At 46.4% G+C, this 13,580-nt stretch carries 28 protein-coding genes; all 28 read left to right on the top strand.

Features of this window, described 5'->3' with window-relative positions; genetic code table 11:
* On the top strand, positions 1 to 606 hold the full coding sequence (rplD, locus tag ACSJJG_RS19090) for a 50S ribosomal protein L4 (protein ID WP_099133064.1): 606 nt from the start codon (positions 1 to 3) through the stop codon (positions 604 to 606).
* Positions 603 to 905 carry a 50S ribosomal protein L23 gene (rplW, locus tag ACSJJG_RS19085; protein ID WP_038269605.1) on the top strand — a complete coding sequence of 101 codons (303 nt, stop codon included), beginning with the start codon at positions 603 to 605 and terminating at the stop codon, positions 903 to 905. Before rplD ends, rplW begins: the two co-directional genes overlap by 4 nt.
* Positions 906 to 924: 19 nt before the next feature.
* A complete protein-coding gene (gene rplB, locus ACSJJG_RS19080; RefSeq protein ID WP_481090231.1) occupies positions 925 to 1,749 on the top strand; it encodes a 50S ribosomal protein L2 in 825 nt (274 codons plus the stop codon).
* A 14-nt stretch (positions 1,750 to 1,763) separates the two neighbouring features.
* Entirely contained in the window at positions 1,764 to 2,042 is a 279-nt protein-coding gene (gene rpsS, locus ACSJJG_RS19075) for a 30S ribosomal protein S19 (protein ID WP_011148791.1), read from the top strand.
* Positions 2,043 to 2,056: 14 nt separating this feature from the next.
* Positions 2,057 to 2,389, top strand: coding sequence for a 50S ribosomal protein L22 (rplV, locus tag ACSJJG_RS19070; protein ID WP_010847481.1), 333 nt, complete (start codon positions 2,057 to 2,059; stop codon positions 2,387 to 2,389).
* 17 nt (positions 2,390 to 2,406) lie between these two features.
* Complete coding sequence (rpsC, locus tag ACSJJG_RS19065; protein WP_010847482.1) at positions 2,407 to 3,108, top strand: 30S ribosomal protein S3; 702 nt, start codon at positions 2,407 to 2,409, stop codon at positions 3,106 to 3,108.
* 12 nt (positions 3,109 to 3,120) lie between these two features.
* Positions 3,121 to 3,531 (top strand): 50S ribosomal protein L16, encoded by a 411-nt coding sequence (gene rplP / locus ACSJJG_RS19060; protein WP_012990491.1) that lies wholly within the window; start codon positions 3,121 to 3,123, stop codon positions 3,529 to 3,531.
* Entirely contained in the window at positions 3,531 to 3,722 is a 192-nt protein-coding gene (gene rpmC / locus ACSJJG_RS19055; RefSeq protein ID WP_010847484.1) for a 50S ribosomal protein L29, read from the top strand. Before rplP ends, rpmC begins: the two co-directional genes overlap by 1 nt.
* Positions 3,722 to 3,976: a 30S ribosomal protein S17 gene (rpsQ, locus tag ACSJJG_RS19050; RefSeq protein WP_038240484.1), complete on the top strand. Its 255-nt coding sequence runs from the start codon at positions 3,722 to 3,724 to the stop codon at positions 3,974 to 3,976. Before rpmC ends, rpsQ begins: the two co-directional genes overlap by 1 nt.
* 174 nt (positions 3,977 to 4,150) lie before the next feature.
* On the top strand, positions 4,151 to 4,522 hold the full coding sequence (gene rplN / locus ACSJJG_RS19045; protein ID WP_010847486.1) for a 50S ribosomal protein L14: 372 nt from the start codon (positions 4,151 to 4,153) through the stop codon (positions 4,520 to 4,522).
* Positions 4,523 to 4,532: 10 nt separating this feature from the next.
* The gene (gene rplX / locus ACSJJG_RS19040; RefSeq protein WP_481090230.1) at positions 4,533 to 4,847 is read left to right on the top strand and encodes a 50S ribosomal protein L24; all 315 of its coding nucleotides are present in this window, start codon (positions 4,533 to 4,535) and stop codon (positions 4,845 to 4,847) included.
* A 13-nt stretch (positions 4,848 to 4,860) separates the two neighbouring features.
* The gene (gene rplE / locus ACSJJG_RS19035; RefSeq protein WP_189760123.1) at positions 4,861 to 5,400 is read left to right on the top strand and encodes a 50S ribosomal protein L5; all 540 of its coding nucleotides are present in this window, start codon (positions 4,861 to 4,863) and stop codon (positions 5,398 to 5,400) included.
* Positions 5,401 to 5,412: 12 nt separating this feature from the next.
* Positions 5,413 to 5,718 (top strand): 30S ribosomal protein S14, encoded by a 306-nt coding sequence (rpsN, locus tag ACSJJG_RS19030; RefSeq protein WP_010847489.1) that lies wholly within the window; start codon positions 5,413 to 5,415, stop codon positions 5,716 to 5,718.
* A 33-nt stretch (positions 5,719 to 5,751) separates the two neighbouring features.
* Complete coding sequence (gene rpsH / locus ACSJJG_RS19025; RefSeq protein ID WP_038269618.1) at positions 5,752 to 6,144, top strand: 30S ribosomal protein S8; 393 nt, start codon at positions 5,752 to 5,754, stop codon at positions 6,142 to 6,144.
* A 14-nt stretch (positions 6,145 to 6,158) separates the two neighbouring features.
* Positions 6,159 to 6,692 (top strand): 50S ribosomal protein L6, encoded by a 534-nt coding sequence (gene rplF, locus ACSJJG_RS19020; RefSeq protein ID WP_047771701.1) that lies wholly within the window; start codon positions 6,159 to 6,161, stop codon positions 6,690 to 6,692.
* 9 nt (positions 6,693 to 6,701) lie between these two features.
* Complete coding sequence (rplR, locus tag ACSJJG_RS19015) at positions 6,702 to 7,055, top strand: 50S ribosomal protein L18 (RefSeq protein WP_047771700.1); 354 nt, start codon at positions 6,702 to 6,704, stop codon at positions 7,053 to 7,055.
* 14 nt (positions 7,056 to 7,069) lie between these two features.
* Positions 7,070 to 7,570: a 30S ribosomal protein S5 gene (rpsE, locus tag ACSJJG_RS19010; protein ID WP_047771698.1), complete on the top strand. Its 501-nt coding sequence runs from the start codon at positions 7,070 to 7,072 to the stop codon at positions 7,568 to 7,570.
* Between the two features lie 5 nt (positions 7,571 to 7,575).
* Positions 7,576 to 7,755 carry a 50S ribosomal protein L30 gene (rpmD, locus tag ACSJJG_RS19005; RefSeq protein ID WP_045968059.1) on the top strand — a complete coding sequence of 60 codons (180 nt, stop codon included), beginning with the start codon at positions 7,576 to 7,578 and terminating at the stop codon, positions 7,753 to 7,755.
* 3 nt (positions 7,756 to 7,758) lie between these two features.
* The gene (rplO, locus tag ACSJJG_RS19000; RefSeq protein ID WP_045960137.1) at positions 7,759 to 8,193 is read left to right on the top strand and encodes a 50S ribosomal protein L15; all 435 of its coding nucleotides are present in this window, start codon (positions 7,759 to 7,761) and stop codon (positions 8,191 to 8,193) included.
* A 7-nt stretch (positions 8,194 to 8,200) separates the two neighbouring features.
* Positions 8,201 to 9,532 (top strand): preprotein translocase subunit SecY, encoded by a 1,332-nt coding sequence (gene secY / locus ACSJJG_RS18995; RefSeq protein ID WP_481090229.1) that lies wholly within the window; start codon positions 8,201 to 8,203, stop codon positions 9,530 to 9,532.
* A 32-nt stretch (positions 9,533 to 9,564) separates the two neighbouring features.
* Entirely contained in the window at positions 9,565 to 9,681 is a 117-nt protein-coding gene (rpmJ, locus tag ACSJJG_RS18990; RefSeq protein ID WP_045968063.1) for a 50S ribosomal protein L36, read from the top strand.
* Positions 9,682 to 9,828: 147 nt separating this feature from the next.
* The gene (gene rpsM / locus ACSJJG_RS18985) at positions 9,829 to 10,185 is read left to right on the top strand and encodes a 30S ribosomal protein S13 (protein WP_038240472.1); all 357 of its coding nucleotides are present in this window, start codon (positions 9,829 to 9,831) and stop codon (positions 10,183 to 10,185) included.
* Positions 10,186 to 10,200: 15 nt separating this feature from the next.
* On the top strand, positions 10,201 to 10,590 hold the full coding sequence (gene rpsK, locus ACSJJG_RS18980; protein WP_002919257.1) for a 30S ribosomal protein S11: 390 nt from the start codon (positions 10,201 to 10,203) through the stop codon (positions 10,588 to 10,590).
* Between the two features lie 36 nt (positions 10,591 to 10,626).
* Positions 10,627 to 11,247: a 30S ribosomal protein S4 gene (gene rpsD / locus ACSJJG_RS18975; protein WP_045960135.1), complete on the top strand. Its 621-nt coding sequence runs from the start codon at positions 10,627 to 10,629 to the stop codon at positions 11,245 to 11,247.
* A 25-nt stretch (positions 11,248 to 11,272) separates the two neighbouring features.
* Positions 11,273 to 12,262 carry a DNA-directed RNA polymerase subunit alpha gene (locus tag ACSJJG_RS18970; protein ID WP_038269634.1) on the top strand — a complete coding sequence of 330 codons (990 nt, stop codon included), beginning with the start codon at positions 11,273 to 11,275 and terminating at the stop codon, positions 12,260 to 12,262.
* Positions 12,263 to 12,302: 40 nt separating this feature from the next.
* Positions 12,303 to 12,695: a 50S ribosomal protein L17 gene (gene rplQ, locus ACSJJG_RS18965; protein ID WP_074021494.1), complete on the top strand. Its 393-nt coding sequence runs from the start codon at positions 12,303 to 12,305 to the stop codon at positions 12,693 to 12,695.
* Positions 12,696 to 12,871: 176 nt separating this feature from the next.
* On the top strand, positions 12,872 to 13,285 hold the full coding sequence (gene zntR / locus ACSJJG_RS18960) for a Zn(2+)-responsive transcriptional regulator (protein WP_481090228.1): 414 nt from the start codon (positions 12,872 to 12,874) through the stop codon (positions 13,283 to 13,285).
* Positions 13,286 to 13,367: 82 nt separating this feature from the next.
* A complete protein-coding gene (locus ACSJJG_RS18955; RefSeq protein ID WP_099133067.1) occupies positions 13,368 to 13,556 on the top strand; it encodes an alternative ribosome-rescue factor A in 189 nt (62 codons plus the stop codon).
* Positions 13,557 to 13,580: the final 24 nt, after the last annotated feature.

The following is a 13,580-nucleotide window of genomic DNA, read 5'->3' as shown; positions in this document are numbered from 1 at the left end:
ATGGAATTGGTAATGAAAGACGCGCAAAGCGCGCTGACTGTTTCCGAAACTACCTTCGGGCGTGATTTCAATGAAGCGCTTGTGCATCAAGTAGTTGTTGCGTATGCAGCTGGTGCTCGTCAAGGTACTCGTGCTCAGAAAACTCGTGCTGAAGTTTCTGGTTCAGGTAAAAAACCATGGCGTCAGAAAGGCACTGGCCGTGCGCGTTCTGGTTCTATTAAGAGTCCAATTTGGCGCTCTGGTGGTGTAACTTTTGCAGCGAAACCACAGGACCACAGTCAAAAAGTTAATAAGAAGATGTACCGTGGTGCTCTGAAAAGCATCCTGTCTGAACTGGTACGTCAAGATCGTCTGATCGTTGTCGAGAAGTTCTCTGTTGAAGCACCTAAAACTAAGTTGCTGGTACAGAAACTAAAAGAAATGGCTCTGGAAGACGTGCTGATCGTCACTAGCGAAGTTGATGAGAATCTGTTCTTAGCTGCTCGTAACCTGTACAAGGTTGACGTTCGTGATACAGCAGGTATTGATCCTGTAAGCCTGATTGCCTTCGACAAAGTGGTTATGACTGCTGAAGCTGTGAAGCAAGTTGAGGAGATGCTGGCATGATCCGTGAAGAACGTCTGCTGAAAGTACTGCGCGCGCCGCACGTATCTGAAAAAGCTTCTACAGCGATGGAGAAAAGCAACACCATCGTTCTCAAAGTTGCGAAAGACGCGACTAAAGCAGAGATCAAAGCTGCCGTACAGAAACTGTTTGAAGTTGAAGTTGAAGGTGTAAACACTTTGCTGGTTAAAGGTAAAGTTAAACGCCACGGACAGCGTATTGGTCGTCGTAGCGACTGGAAAAAGGCTTACGTCACCTTGAAAGAAGGCCAGAACCTGGACTTCGTTGGCGGCGCTGAGTAAGTCGGAGGAGTAAAGAACAATGGCAGTTGTTAAATGTAAACCTACGTCTCCGGGCCGTCGCCACGTTGTTAAAGTGGTTAACCCTGAGCTGCATAAGGGTAAACCTTATGCTCCGTTGTTGGAAAAAAACAACAAAACTGGTGGTCGTAACAACAATGGTCGTATTACCACTCGTCACATTGGTGGTGGCCATAAACAGCATTATCGTCTGATTGACTTTAAACGTAATAAAGATGGTATCCCTGCTGTTGTTGAGCGTCTGGAATATGATCCAAACCGTTCAGCAAACATCGCACTGGTTCTGTACAAAGACGGTGAGCGTCGTTACATCCTTGCGCCTAAAGGCCTGAAAGCGGGTGATCAAATCCAGTCTGGTGCTGATTCAGCGATCAAGACCGGTAACGCCTTGCCAATGCGCAACATTCCGGTTGGTTCTACTGTTCACAACATAGAAATGAAACCAGGTAAAGGTGGCCAGTTGGCTCGTTCAGCAGGTGCTTATGCTCAGATCGTTGCACGTGATGGTTCTTATGTGACCCTGCGTCTGCGTTCTGGTGAAATGCGTAAAGTACTGTCTGATTGCCGTGCTACTTTAGGTGAAGTTGGTAACGCAGAACATATGCTGCGCGTTCTGGGTAAAGCTGGTGCAAGCCGCTGGCGTGGTATTCGTCCTACCGTTCGTGGTACGGCGATGAACCCAGTAGACCATCCACATGGTGGTGGTGAAGGTCGTAACTTTGGTAAACACCCTGTAACTCCATGGGGCATCCAGACCAAAGGTAAGAAGACCCGTAGCAACAAACGTACTGATAAATATATCGTACGTCGCCGTTCTAAAAAATAATTAGAGGATAAACCATGCCACGTTCTCTCAAGAAAGGTCCATTTATTGACCTGCACTTGCTGAAGAAGGTAGAGAAAGCGGTGGAAAGCGGAGACAAAAAGCCTATTAAGACTTGGTCCCGTCGTTCAACGATCTTTCCTAACATGATCGGTTTGACCATCGCGGTCCATAATGGTCGTCAGCATGTACCAGTTTTTGTTTCCGACGAAATGGTTGGTCATAAACTGGGTGAATTCGCGCCGACCCGTACTTATCGCGGCCATGCGGCCGATAAAAAGGCTAAAAAGCGCTAAGGTAGGAGGAAGAGATGGAAACTATCGCTAAACATCGCCACGCTCGTTCTTCTGCTCAGAAGGTTCGCCTTGTGGCTGACCTGATCCGCGGTAAGAAAGTGTCGCAAGCTCTGGAAACTCTGACCTATACCAACAAAAAAGCTGCTGGTTTAGTGAAGAAAGTACTTGAGTCTGCTATTGCTAACGCAGAACACAACGATGGCGCTGACATCGATGATCTGAAAGTCACGAAAATTTTCGTAGACGAAGGCCCAACTATGAAGCGTATTATGCCTCGTGCCAAAGGCCGCGCAGATCGTATCCTGAAGCGCACCAGCCACATTACTGTGGTTGTGTCCGATCGCTGAGACTCTGGAGACTAGCAATGGGTCAGAAAGTACATCCTAATGGTATTCGTCTGGGTATTGTCAAACCTTGGAACTCTACCTGGTATGCGAATACCAAAGAATTCGCTGACAACCTGGACAGCGACTTTAAAGTTCGCCAGTACTTGAACAAAGAACTGGTTAAAGCATCTATTTCACGTATCGTTATCGAACGTCCTGCGAAAAGCATCCGTGTAACCATTCACACTGCTCGTCCAGGCATTGTAATCGGTAAAAAAGGTGAAGACGTTGAAAAATTGCGTAAGGCTGTAGCGGATATCGCTGGCGTTCCTGCGCAGATCAATATTGCCGAAGTACGTAAACCTGAACTGGACGCAAAATTGGTTGCTGACAGCATCAGTTCACAGCTGGAACGTCGTGTAATGTTCCGCCGTGCTATGAAACGTGCTGTACAGAACGCTATGCGTTTGGGCGCTAAAGGTATCAAAGTGGAAGTCAGCGGCCGTCTGGGCGGTGCTGAAATTGCACGTACTGAGTGGTATCGTGAAGGTCGTGTACCTCTGCATACTCTGCGTGCAGACATCGACTACAATACTTCTGAAGCGCACACCACTTATGGTGTAATCGGCGTTAAGGTATGGATCTTCAAAGGTGAGATCTTGGGTGGTATGGCTGCAGTTGAACAGGCGGAAAAACCGGCTGCTCAACCTAAAAAGCAGCAGCGTAAAGGCCGCAAGTAAGGAGAGTCGCTGATGTTACAACCAAAGCGTACGAAATTCCGTAAAGTGCACAAAGGCCGCAACCGTGGTCTGGCTGCAGGTGCGGATGTTAGCTTCGGCACTTTCGGTCTGAAAGCTGTGGGCCGTGGTCGTCTGACTGCTCGTCAGATCGAAGCGGCACGTCGTGCTATGACCCGTGCAATTAAACGTCAAGGTAAAATCTGGATCCGTGTGTTCCCAGACAAACCTATCACCGAAAAGCCACTCGAAGTGCGTATGGGTAAAGGTAAAGGTAACGTAGAATACTGGGTTGCCTTGATCCAGCCCGGTAAGGTCCTGTATGAAATGGACGGTGTGCCTGAAGAGCTGGCTCGTGAAGCATTCAAGCTGGCAGCAGCGAAACTGCCTATCAAAACCACCTTTGTAACTAAGACGGTGATGTAATGAAAGCACAAGAGCTGCGCGAAAAAAGCGTTGAAGAGCTGAACACTGAGCTGCTGAACCTGTTACGTGAACAATTCAATCTGCGTATGCAGGCGGCAAGTGGCCAGCTGCAACAGTCTCACCTGTTGAAACAAGTGCGTCGTAATATTGCACGCGTTAAGACTTTACTGACTGAGAAGGCGGGTGCGTAATGACCGATAAAATCCGTACTCTGCAAGGTCGTGTTATTAGCGACAAAATGGAAAAATCCATTGTTGTTGCTATTGAGCGTAAGGTGAAACACCCATTGTATGGTAAGTTCATCAAACGTACGACTAAACTGCACGTACATGACGAGAACAATGAATGTGGAATTGGCGATGTAGTGGAAATCCGCGAAACCCGTCCACTGTCTAAGACTAAATCTTGGACTTTAGTTCGCGTCGTAGAGAAAGCGGTTCTATAATAGATCGCTGTATCGTACAAAATAAACGGCCCAAAAAATAACGGGGCCGTTTATTTTTCTGTCCATCGCGAAGATGTGGTGTTATAATGCCGCGCCCTCGTAGTATGGGATATTGAAACGGCCTCTTTAAAATAAAGTGGCTCAGTAGTAGTTGACATTTAGCGGAGCACTAAAATGATCCAAGAACAGACTATGCTGAACGTGGCCGACAACTCCGGTGCACGTCGCGTAATGTGTATCAAGGTTCTAGGTGGCTCGCACCGTCGCTACGCACATGTCGGTGACATCATCAAGATCACTATCAAGGAAGCAATTCCTCGCGGTAAAGTGAAAAAAGGTGATGTCCTGAAAGCGGTAGTGGTGCGCACCAAGAAGGGTGTTCGTCGCCCGGACGGTTCTGTCATTCGCTTCGATAGCAACGCTTGCGTATTGTTGAACAACAATAGTGAGCAAGTTATCGGTACGCGTATTTTTGGGCCGGTGACTCGTGAACTTCGTAATGAAAAGTTCATGAAAATTATCTCTCTGGCACCTGAAGTACTCTAAGGAGCAGGCTATGGCAGCGAAAATCCGTCGTGATGACGAAATTATCGTGCTGACTGGTAAAGACAAAGGCAAGCGCGGTAAAGTAAAACAGGTTCTTTCTTCTGGTAAAGTTATTGTTGAAGGCATCAACCTGGTAAAAAAACATCAGAAGCCAGTTCCGGCTCTGAACCAACCAGGTGGCATCGTTGAAAAAGAAGCAGCTATTGATGTTTCTAACGTTGCAATCTTCAACGCAGCAACCGGCAAGGCTGACCGTGTAGGTTTTAGATTCGAAGATGGCAAAAAAGTGCGTTTCTTCAAATCTAACAACGAAACTATCAAGTAATTTGGAGTATACGATGGCGAAACTGCATGATTACTACAAAGACGAGGTAGTCAAAAAACTGATGACTCAGTTTGGTTACCATTCTGTCATGCAAGTCCCTCGGGTCGAGAAGATCACCCTGAACATGGGTGTTGGTGAAGCAATTGCTGATAAAAAACTGCTGGATAACGCAGCGGCTGACTTGGCAGCAATCTCTGGTCAGAAGCCATTGATCACCAAAGCACGCAAATCAGTTGCAGGCTTCAAAATCCGTCAGGGCTATCCAATCGGCTGTAAAGTAACCCTGCGTGGAAAACGCATGTGGGAGTTCTTTGAGCGCCTGATTTCTATTGCTGTACCACGTATCCGTGACTTCCGTGGTTTGTCCGCTAAATCATTCGATGGTCGTGGTAACTACAGCATGGGTGTTCGTGAGCAAATCATCTTCCCTGAAGTCGATTACGATAAAGTGGATCGCGTACGTGGTTTGGATATTACTATCACCACTACTGCGAAATCTGATGATGAAGGCCGCGCACTGTTGGCTGCGTTTAACTTCCCGTTCCGCAAGTAAGGCAGGGTACTCATGGCTAAGCAATCAATGAAAGCACGTGATGTAAAACGTGCGAAATTAGCTGAGAAATTCTTCGCAAAACGCGTTGAACTGAAAGCGATCATCTCTGATGTAAACGCATCTGATGAAGACCGTTGGAATGCTGTTCTTAAACTGCAAACACTGCCACGTGATTCCAGCCCTTGCCGTCAGCGTAACCGCTGCCGTCAAACTGGGCGTCCGCATGCATTTTTGCGGAAGTTTGGGTTGAGCCGTATTAAAGTCCGTGAAGCCGCTATGCGCGGTGAAATCCCGGGCCTTAAAAAGGCTAGCTGGTAATTGTCACCAATTGAATCACGGGAGTAAAGACAGATGAGCATGCAAGATCCGATCGCGGATATGCTGACCCGTATCCGTAACGGTCAGGCCGCGAATAAAGTTGCGGTCACCATGCCTTCCTCCAAGCTGAAAGTGGCAATTGCCAAGGTGCTGAAGGAAGAAGGTTACATTGAAGATTTTAAAATCGAAGGCGACACTAAGCCAGAACTGGAAGTCACTCTGAAGTATTTCCAAGGTAAGGCTGTTGTAGAAAGCATTCAGCGTGTAAGCCGCCCAAGTCTGCGCATCTATAAGAAAAAAGATGAGCTGCCACAAGTTATGGCTGGTTTGGGAATCGCTGTTGTTTCTACCTCTAAAGGTGTAATGACTGATCGTGCAGCTCGCCAGGCTGGTCTGGGTGGCGAGATTCTCTGCTACGTAGCTTAATTCGGGAGGAAAGAATGTCTCGTGTTGCAAAAGCACCCGTCGTCATTCCTGCCGGCGTAGAGGTTAAACTCGACGGTCAGGTTATTTCGATTAAGGGTAAAAACGGCGAGCTAAGTCGTAAAATCCACAACGCAGTTGAAGTTAATCATGCGGATAGCCAACTGACTTTCGCTCCGCGCGAAGGTTTTGCTGACGCTTGGGCGCAGGCAGGTACAACTCGTTCTCTGCTGAACGCTATGGTTATTGGTGTTAACGAAGGTTTCACTAAGAAACTTCAGCTGGTTGGTGTTGGTTATCGTGCAGCAGTTAAAGGCAACGCAGTTAGCTTGTCTTTAGGCTTCTCGCATCCGGTTGAGCATCAGCTGCCAGCAGGCATAACTGCGGAATGCCCATCACAAACTGAAATCGTACTGAAAGGTGCTGATAAGCAGGTGATTGGTCAGGTTGCGGCAGATTTGCGTGCCTATCGTCGTCCTGAGCCATATAAAGGCAAGGGTGTTCGTTACGCCGATGAAGTCGTGCGTACCAAAGAGGCTAAGAAGAAGTAAGGTAACACTATGGATAAGAAAGCAGCTCGTATCCGTCGTGCGACCCGCGCACGCCGCAAGCTCAAAGAACTGGGTGCGACTCGCTTGGTGGTACATCGTACCCCTCGACATATTTATGCGCAGGTTATTGCACCAAATGGTTCTGAAACTCTGGTGGCCGCTTCTACAACAGAAAAAGCTATCAGTGAACAACTGAAATTTACTGGAAACAAAGAAGCCGCAGCATTAGTTGGTAAGATTGTTGCTGAACGTGCTCTGGAAAAAGGCATCAAAGATGTATCCTTTGACCGTTCTGGTTTCCAATATCATGGTAGAGTCCAGGCACTGGCAGATGCTGCCCGTGAAGCTGGCCTTCAGTTCTAAGGTAGAGGTGTAAGATGGCTCACATCGAAAAACAAGCTGGCGAACTGCAGGAAAAGCTGATCGCGGTAAACCGCGTATCTAAAACCGTTAAAGGTGGCCGCATTTTCAGCTTTACAGCACTGACTGTAGTTGGTGATGGTAACGGTCGCGTTGGTTTTGGCTACGGCAAAGCACGCGAAGTTCCGGCAGCAATCCAGAAAGCGATGGAAAAAGCACGTCGCAATATGAAAAACGTCGCACTTAACAGCGGCACTCTGTACCATCCAGTGAAAGGCTCACACACCGGTTCTCGCGTGTTCATGCAGCCTGCTCACGAAGGTACAGGTATCATCGCCGGTGGTGCGATGCGTGCTGTCTTGGAAGTGGCTGGAGTTCGTAACGTACTGGCTAAAACCTACGGTTCCACTAACCCGATTAATGTGGTTCGTGCAACCCTGGACGCTTTAGACAGCATGAAGTCTCCAGAAATGGTCGCAGCTAAGCGTGGCAAATCCGTCGAAGAAATTCTGGGGTAATGACCATGGCTAAGACTATTAAAATCACTCAGGTTCGCAGTTCAATTGGTCGTTTGCCTAAGCATAAGGCAACTCTGACTGGTTTAGGTCTGCGTCGCATTGGGCATACTGTTGAGCGTGAAGATACACCAGCTATTCGCGGTATGGTCAACTTGGTTTCCTATATGGTTAAAGTTGAGGAGTAACAGATGCGCTTAAATACTCTGTCTCCGGCTGAAGGTGCCAAGCACGCACCTAAACGTGTAGGTCGTGGTATTGGTTCTGGTCTGGGTAAAACCGGCGGTCGTGGTCACAAAGGTCAGAAGTCTCGTTCTGGCGGTGGCGTTCGTCGTGGTTTTGAAGGTGGCCAGATGCCTTTATACCGTCGTCTGCCAAAATTTGGTTTTACTTCACGTAAGGCAATGGTCACCGCAGAAATTCGTCTGTCTGATTTTGCTCGCGTTGAAGGCGATGTTATCGATCTGAATGCACTGAAAGCTGCTAACATTATTGGCCCTCAAATTGAATTCGCAAAAGTAATGCTTTCTGGCGAAGTCAATCGCGCAGTAACTGTGCGTGGCTTGCGTGTTACTAAAGGCGCCCGTGCTGCAATTGAAGCTGCTGGCGGTAAAATTGAGGAATAAGTAACAGATGGCTAAACAACCAGGATTAGATTTTCAAAGTGCCAAAGGCGGATTAGGCGAGTTAAAACGCAGACTTTTGTTTGTCATTGGAGCTCTAATTGTTTTCCGTATTGGCTCTTTTATTCCAATCCCTGGTATTGATGCCGCTGTGCTTGCCAAATTGCTCGAGCAGCAAAGAGGCACCATCATTGAAATGTTTAACATGTTCTCTGGTGGTGCTTTAAGCCGTGCTTCTATCTTTGCACTGGGTATAATGCCGTATATTTCTGCATCTATTATTATCCAGTTGTTAACTGTGGTTAACCCCCGTTTAGCAGAGATTAAGAAGGAAGGGGAAGCTGGTCGTCGTAAGATCAGTCAGTACACCCGTTATGGCACATTGGTGCTGGCAATATTCCAGTCAATCGGTATTGCTACTGGGTTGCCGAATATGCCTGGGATGCAAGGATTAGTTATTAATCCTGGCGTTGCATTCTATTTCACGGCTGTTGTAAGTCTGGTCACGGGAACCATGTTCTTGATGTGGTTGGGTGAGCAGATTACTGAGCGAGGTATCGGTAACGGTATTTCAATCATAATCTTTGCTGGTATCGTTGCGGGTCTACCGCCTGCAATTGGTCACACCATCGAGCAAGCTCGGCAAGGCGACCTGCACTTCCTCCTGTTGCTGTTGGTTGCAGTATTAGTATTTGCCGTAACTTTCTTCGTTGTTTTCATTGAGCGTGGTCAACGTCGTATCGTTGTTAACTATGCAAAACGTCAGCAAGGTCGTAAAGTTTTTGCGGCACAAAGTACACATTTGCCGTTGAAAGTGAATATGGCTGGGGTTATCCCTGCAATTTTTGCTTCCAGTATTATTTTGTTCCCCGGTACCATAGCTTCTTGGTTCGGAGGGGGAACAGGCTGGAATTGGTTGACAACTATTTCTATGTATTTGCAACCAGGTCAACCGCTTTATGTGTTATTATACGCTTCTGCAATCATCTTCTTCTGTTTCTTCTACACGGCTTTGGTTTTCAATCCAAGAGAAACAGCAGATAACCTGAAGAAGTCTGGTGCATTCGTACCAGGAATTCGTCCGGGAGAGCAAACGGCTAAGTACATTGATAAAGTAATGACTCGTCTAACCTTAATTGGTGCGTTATATATTACTTTTATCTGCTTAATCCCGGAGTTCATGCGTGATGCAATGAAAGTTCCATTCTATTTTGGTGGTACTTCTTTACTGATTGTAGTCGTCGTCATCATGGACTTTATGGCTCAAGTGCAAACTCTGATGATGTCGAGTCAATATGAGTCTGCATTGAAGAAGGCAAACCTGAAAGGATATAACCGCTAATTGGTTTGCTTGAGAAGTTACGGAGAGTAAAAATGAAAGTTCGTGCTTCCGTCAAGAAATTATGCCGCAATTGCAAAATTGTTAAACGTAACGGTATCGTTCGTGTGATTTGCAATGCAGAGCCTAAGCACAAACAGCGCCAAGGCTAATTAGTCGCATATTTTTCTTGCAAAGTTGGGTTGAGCTGGCTAAATTAGCCAGCCAATCTTTTTATCTGACAGCAACATTGTTTGAGTATCCTGAAAACGGGCTTTTCAGAATGATGTTGCAGTGAATAAATATTGTAGGAGTGCATAGTGGCCCGTATAGCAGGCATTAACATTCCTGATCAGAAACATACTGTAATCGCATTAACTTCGATCTACGGTATCGGTAAAACCCGCTCACAAGCAATTTGTGCAGCAGCGGGCATTGCTGAAAATGTTAAGATCAGTGAGCTGTCTGAAGAGCAAATTGACAAGCTGCGTGACGAAGTTGCCAAATACGTTGTAGAAGGTGATCTGCGTCGTGAAGTAACCCTGAGTATCAAACGTCTGATGGATCTTGGTTGCTATCGTGGTTTGCGTCATCGTCGTGGTCTGCCAGTTCGCGGTCAGCGTACTAAGACCAATGCACGTACCCGTAAGGGTCCGCGTAAACCGATCAAGAAATAATCGGGGTATTGAATAATGGCAAAAGCACCTATTCGTGCACGTAAGCGTGTAAGAAAACAAGTCTCTGACGGTGTGGCTCATATCCATGCTTCTTTCAACAATACCATCGTTACTATTACTGATCGTCAGGGTAACGCATTGGGTTGGGCAACTGCCGGTGGTTCCGGTTTCCGTGGTTCTCGTAAATCTACTCCGTTTGCAGCTCAGGTTGCGGCAGAGCGCTGCGCTGAAGCAGTAAAAGAGTACGGAATTAAGAACCTGGAAGTTATGGTTAAAGGACCTGGTCCTGGCCGTGAGTCAACTATCCGCGCATTAAATGCGGCTGGTTTCCGCATTACTAATATTACGGATGTGACTCCGATCCCTCATAACGGTTGTCGTCCACCGAAAAAACGTCGCGTTTAGTACGTCTTCGTTTTTTAGGATTGTTGGAGAAAGAAAATGGCAAGATATTTGGGTCCTAAGCTCAAGCTGAGCCGTCGCGAGGGTACAGACCTTTTCCTGAAGTCTGGCGTTCGCGCGATTGACACCAAGTGTAAGTTAGAACAGGCACCAGGCCAGCACGGCGCACGTAAACCGCGTCTGTCTGACTATGGTGTACAGTTACGTGAAAAACAAAAAGTTCGTCGTATTTACGGTGTTCTGGAACGTCAATTCCGTAACTACTATAAAGAAGCGACTCGTCTGAAAGGCAACACAGGTGAAAACCTGCTGAATTTGCTGGAAAGTCGCTTGGATAACGTCGTTTATCGTATGGGTTTTGGCGCGACTCGTGCTGAATCACGCCAGATGGTAAGCCACAAGGCTATCATGGTAAATGGTCGCGTTGTTAACATCGCTTCTTATCAGGTATCCCCGAATGACGTAGTCAGCGTTCGTGAAAAAGCGAAGAAGCAGGCTCGCATTAAAGCAGCTTTAGAGCTGGCTGAGCAGCGTGAGAAACCAACTTGGTTGGAAGTTGATGCTGCGAAGATGGAAGGTGTGTTCAAGCGTATTCCTGAACGTACTGATCTATCCGCTGACATTAACGAACACCTGATCGTCGAGCTTTACTCTAAGTAAAGCTTAGTACCAAAGAGAGGACACAATGCAGGGTTCTGTGACAGAGTTTCTAAAACCGCGCCTGGTAGATATCGAGCAAGTCAGTTCGACGCACGCCAAGGTGACCCTTGAGCCATTAGAGCGTGGCTTTGGCCATACTCTTGGCAACGCACTGCGCCGTATTCTGCTTTCGTCTATGCCGGGTTGTGCGGTGACTGAGGTTGAGATTGATGGTGTACTGCATGAGTACAGCACCAAAGAAGGTGTACAGGAAGATATCCTGGAGATTCTCCTCAATCTGAAAGGGCTGGCGGTGAAAGTTCAGGGTAAAGATGAAGTTATCCTTACTTTGAATAAATCTGGCATTGGCCCTGTGACTGCAGCCGATATCATCCATGATGGTGATGTCGAAATCGTCAAGCCGCAGCACGTAATCTGCCATCTGACTGACGAAAGCGCTTCCATTAGTATGCGTATAAAAGTTCAGCGCGGTCGTGGATATGTGCCGGCTTCTGCCCGAATTCATTCGGAAGAAGATGAGCGCCCTATCGGTCGTTTGTTAGTAGATGCTTGCTATAGCCCAGTAGAGCGTATCGCCTACAATGTTGAAGCAGCTCGTGTAGAACAGCGTACTGACTTGGATAAGCTGGTTATCGAGATGGAAACTAACGGTACAATCGATCCTGAAGAGGCGATTCGCCGTGCAGCTACCATTCTGGCTGAACAACTAGAAGCTTTCGTTGATTTACGTGATGTACGTCAACCAGAAGTAAAAGAAGAGAAGCCAGAGTTTGATCCGATCCTGCTGCGCCCTGTTGACGATCTGGAATTGACTGTCCGCTCTGCTAACTGCCTTAAAGCAGAAGCTATCCACTACATCGGTGATCTGGTACAGCGTACTGAAGTTGAGTTACTTAAAACACCTAACTTGGGTAAAAAATCTCTTACTGAGATTAAAGATGTACTGGCTTCACGTGGACTTTCTCTGGGCATGCGTCTGGAAAACTGGCCACCAGCAAGTATTGCTGATGAGTAACTAGATCACAGGTTAAGGTTTTACTGAGAAGGATAAGGTCATGCGCCATCGTAAGAGTGGTCGTCAATTGAACCGCAACAGCAGCCATCGCCAAGCTATGTTTCGTAACATGGCAGGTTCTTTAGTTCGTCATGAAATCATCAAGACGACTCTGCCTAAAGCGAAAGAACTGCGTCGCGTCGTTGAGCCGCTGATTACTCTTGCCAAGACCGACAGCGTAGCTAATCGTCGTCTGGCATTCGCCCGTACTCGTGATAACGAGATCGTGGCAAAACTGTTTAATGAACTGGGCCCGCGTTTTGCGAGCCGTGCAGGTGGTTACACTCGTATTCTGAAGTGTGGCTTCCGTGCAGGTGACAATGCACCGATGGCATACATCGAGCTTGTTGACCGTGCAGCAGAGTCTCAGACAGAAGTAGCGTCTGCAGAGTAATCTGTAGGAGCGTAAAAAGCCGGGTATTATCCCGGTTTTTTATTGCCTGTTAATTTTGATCCTCTAATTCTCCGTTTTATATTCATCAGCTAATCTGCAAATTTTTCCTGTTCAGATGATCTCTTAGCCTATTCTGGTAGTATTGTGATTATTTTCTACTTGATAGGAAGAATCTTATGTATCGTATCGGTCAGTTGGCAAAATTAGCAGGTGTAACACCGGACACTATCCGCTTTTATGAAAAACAGGGGCTGATGCTTCATGGAGAAAGAACAGAAGGTGGTTATAGACTATATACTGAACAGGATCTACAGCGATTACGTTTTATCCGCTATGCAAAACAATTAGGTTTTACACTCGAAGCAATTGTAGAACTATTATCTATTCGGGTTGATCCTGAGCATCATACTTGCAAGGAATCAAAACATATTGTTGATTCTAGATTGCGAGAAGTTGAAGAAAAATTATTAGAAATGCAAAAAATGTGTGATTCTTTGAAAATGTTGAGTGATGCTTGCTGTGGTAGTACTCACGTCAGTACATATTGTTCTATATTAGAAATTCTGGAAGAAGGTGCGACAAACAGATAATTTTTCTTTATTGTTCTGAGTGCTAAGAGTACAATCGCACTGTTTTTAATCATAAAATGATTTTATTAATTTAGAGGTTATTATGACAACATATCGCCATAAAAAAGGTGTTATCAAAGATAATGCTATAGAAGCCTTATTACATGATCCTTTGTTTAGGCAGAGAGTAGAGAAAAATAAAAAAGGTAAAGGAAGTTATAATCGTAAAGAAAAGCATGGTTGGGAGGCCAATGATAATAATTTTATCAAGTTGTTATCATTGGCCTTCTAGCTTTTTAAGTAGATACTATAATCG

Source organism: Xenorhabdus sp. SGI 60 (assembly GCF_056632175.1).
This window is presented reverse-complemented; position numbering and strand designations above follow the sequence as displayed.

Bases quoted from the DNA above. Each gene is read 5' to 3' on its own strand.
- rplD (WP_099133064.1), top strand. From the start codon at position 1: ATGGAATTGGTAATGAAAGACGCGCAAAGCGCGCTGACTGTTTCCGAA.
- rplW (WP_038269605.1), top strand. From the start codon at position 603: ATGATCCGTGAAGAACGTCTGCTGAAAGTACTGCGCGCGCCGCACGTA.
- rplB (WP_481090231.1), top strand. From the start codon at position 925: ATGGCAGTTGTTAAATGTAAACCTACGTCTCCGGGCCGTCGCCACGTT.
- rpsS (WP_011148791.1), top strand. From the start codon at position 1,764: ATGCCACGTTCTCTCAAGAAAGGTCCATTTATTGACCTGCACTTGCTG.
- rplV (WP_010847481.1), top strand. From the start codon at position 2,057: ATGGAAACTATCGCTAAACATCGCCACGCTCGTTCTTCTGCTCAGAAG.
- rpsC (WP_010847482.1), top strand. From the start codon at position 2,407: ATGGGTCAGAAAGTACATCCTAATGGTATTCGTCTGGGTATTGTCAAA.
- rplP (WP_012990491.1), top strand. From the start codon at position 3,121: ATGTTACAACCAAAGCGTACGAAATTCCGTAAAGTGCACAAAGGCCGC.
- rpmC (WP_010847484.1), top strand. From the start codon at position 3,531: ATGAAAGCACAAGAGCTGCGCGAAAAAAGCGTTGAAGAGCTGAACACT.
- rpsQ (WP_038240484.1), top strand. From the start codon at position 3,722: ATGACCGATAAAATCCGTACTCTGCAAGGTCGTGTTATTAGCGACAAA.
- rplN (WP_010847486.1), top strand. From the start codon at position 4,151: ATGATCCAAGAACAGACTATGCTGAACGTGGCCGACAACTCCGGTGCA.
- rplX (WP_481090230.1), top strand. From the start codon at position 4,533: ATGGCAGCGAAAATCCGTCGTGATGACGAAATTATCGTGCTGACTGGT.
- rplE (WP_189760123.1), top strand. From the start codon at position 4,861: ATGGCGAAACTGCATGATTACTACAAAGACGAGGTAGTCAAAAAACTG.
- rpsN (WP_010847489.1), top strand. From the start codon at position 5,413: ATGGCTAAGCAATCAATGAAAGCACGTGATGTAAAACGTGCGAAATTA.
- rpsH (WP_038269618.1), top strand. From the start codon at position 5,752: ATGAGCATGCAAGATCCGATCGCGGATATGCTGACCCGTATCCGTAAC.
- rplF (WP_047771701.1), top strand. From the start codon at position 6,159: ATGTCTCGTGTTGCAAAAGCACCCGTCGTCATTCCTGCCGGCGTAGAG.
- rplR (WP_047771700.1), top strand. From the start codon at position 6,702: ATGGATAAGAAAGCAGCTCGTATCCGTCGTGCGACCCGCGCACGCCGC.
- rpsE (WP_047771698.1), top strand. From the start codon at position 7,070: ATGGCTCACATCGAAAAACAAGCTGGCGAACTGCAGGAAAAGCTGATC.
- rpmD (WP_045968059.1), top strand. From the start codon at position 7,576: ATGGCTAAGACTATTAAAATCACTCAGGTTCGCAGTTCAATTGGTCGT.
- rplO (WP_045960137.1), top strand. From the start codon at position 7,759: ATGCGCTTAAATACTCTGTCTCCGGCTGAAGGTGCCAAGCACGCACCT.
- secY (WP_481090229.1), top strand. From the start codon at position 8,201: ATGGCTAAACAACCAGGATTAGATTTTCAAAGTGCCAAAGGCGGATTA.
- rpmJ (WP_045968063.1), top strand. From the start codon at position 9,565: ATGAAAGTTCGTGCTTCCGTCAAGAAATTATGCCGCAATTGCAAAATT.
- rpsK (WP_002919257.1), top strand. From the start codon at position 10,201: ATGGCAAAAGCACCTATTCGTGCACGTAAGCGTGTAAGAAAACAAGTC.
- rpsD (WP_045960135.1), top strand. From the start codon at position 10,627: ATGGCAAGATATTTGGGTCCTAAGCTCAAGCTGAGCCGTCGCGAGGGT.
- ACSJJG_RS18970 (WP_038269634.1), top strand. From the start codon at position 11,273: ATGCAGGGTTCTGTGACAGAGTTTCTAAAACCGCGCCTGGTAGATATC.
- rplQ (WP_074021494.1), top strand. From the start codon at position 12,303: ATGCGCCATCGTAAGAGTGGTCGTCAATTGAACCGCAACAGCAGCCAT.
- zntR (WP_481090228.1), top strand. From the start codon at position 12,872: ATGTATCGTATCGGTCAGTTGGCAAAATTAGCAGGTGTAACACCGGAC.
- ACSJJG_RS18955 (WP_099133067.1), top strand. From the start codon at position 13,368: ATGACAACATATCGCCATAAAAAAGGTGTTATCAAAGATAATGCTATA.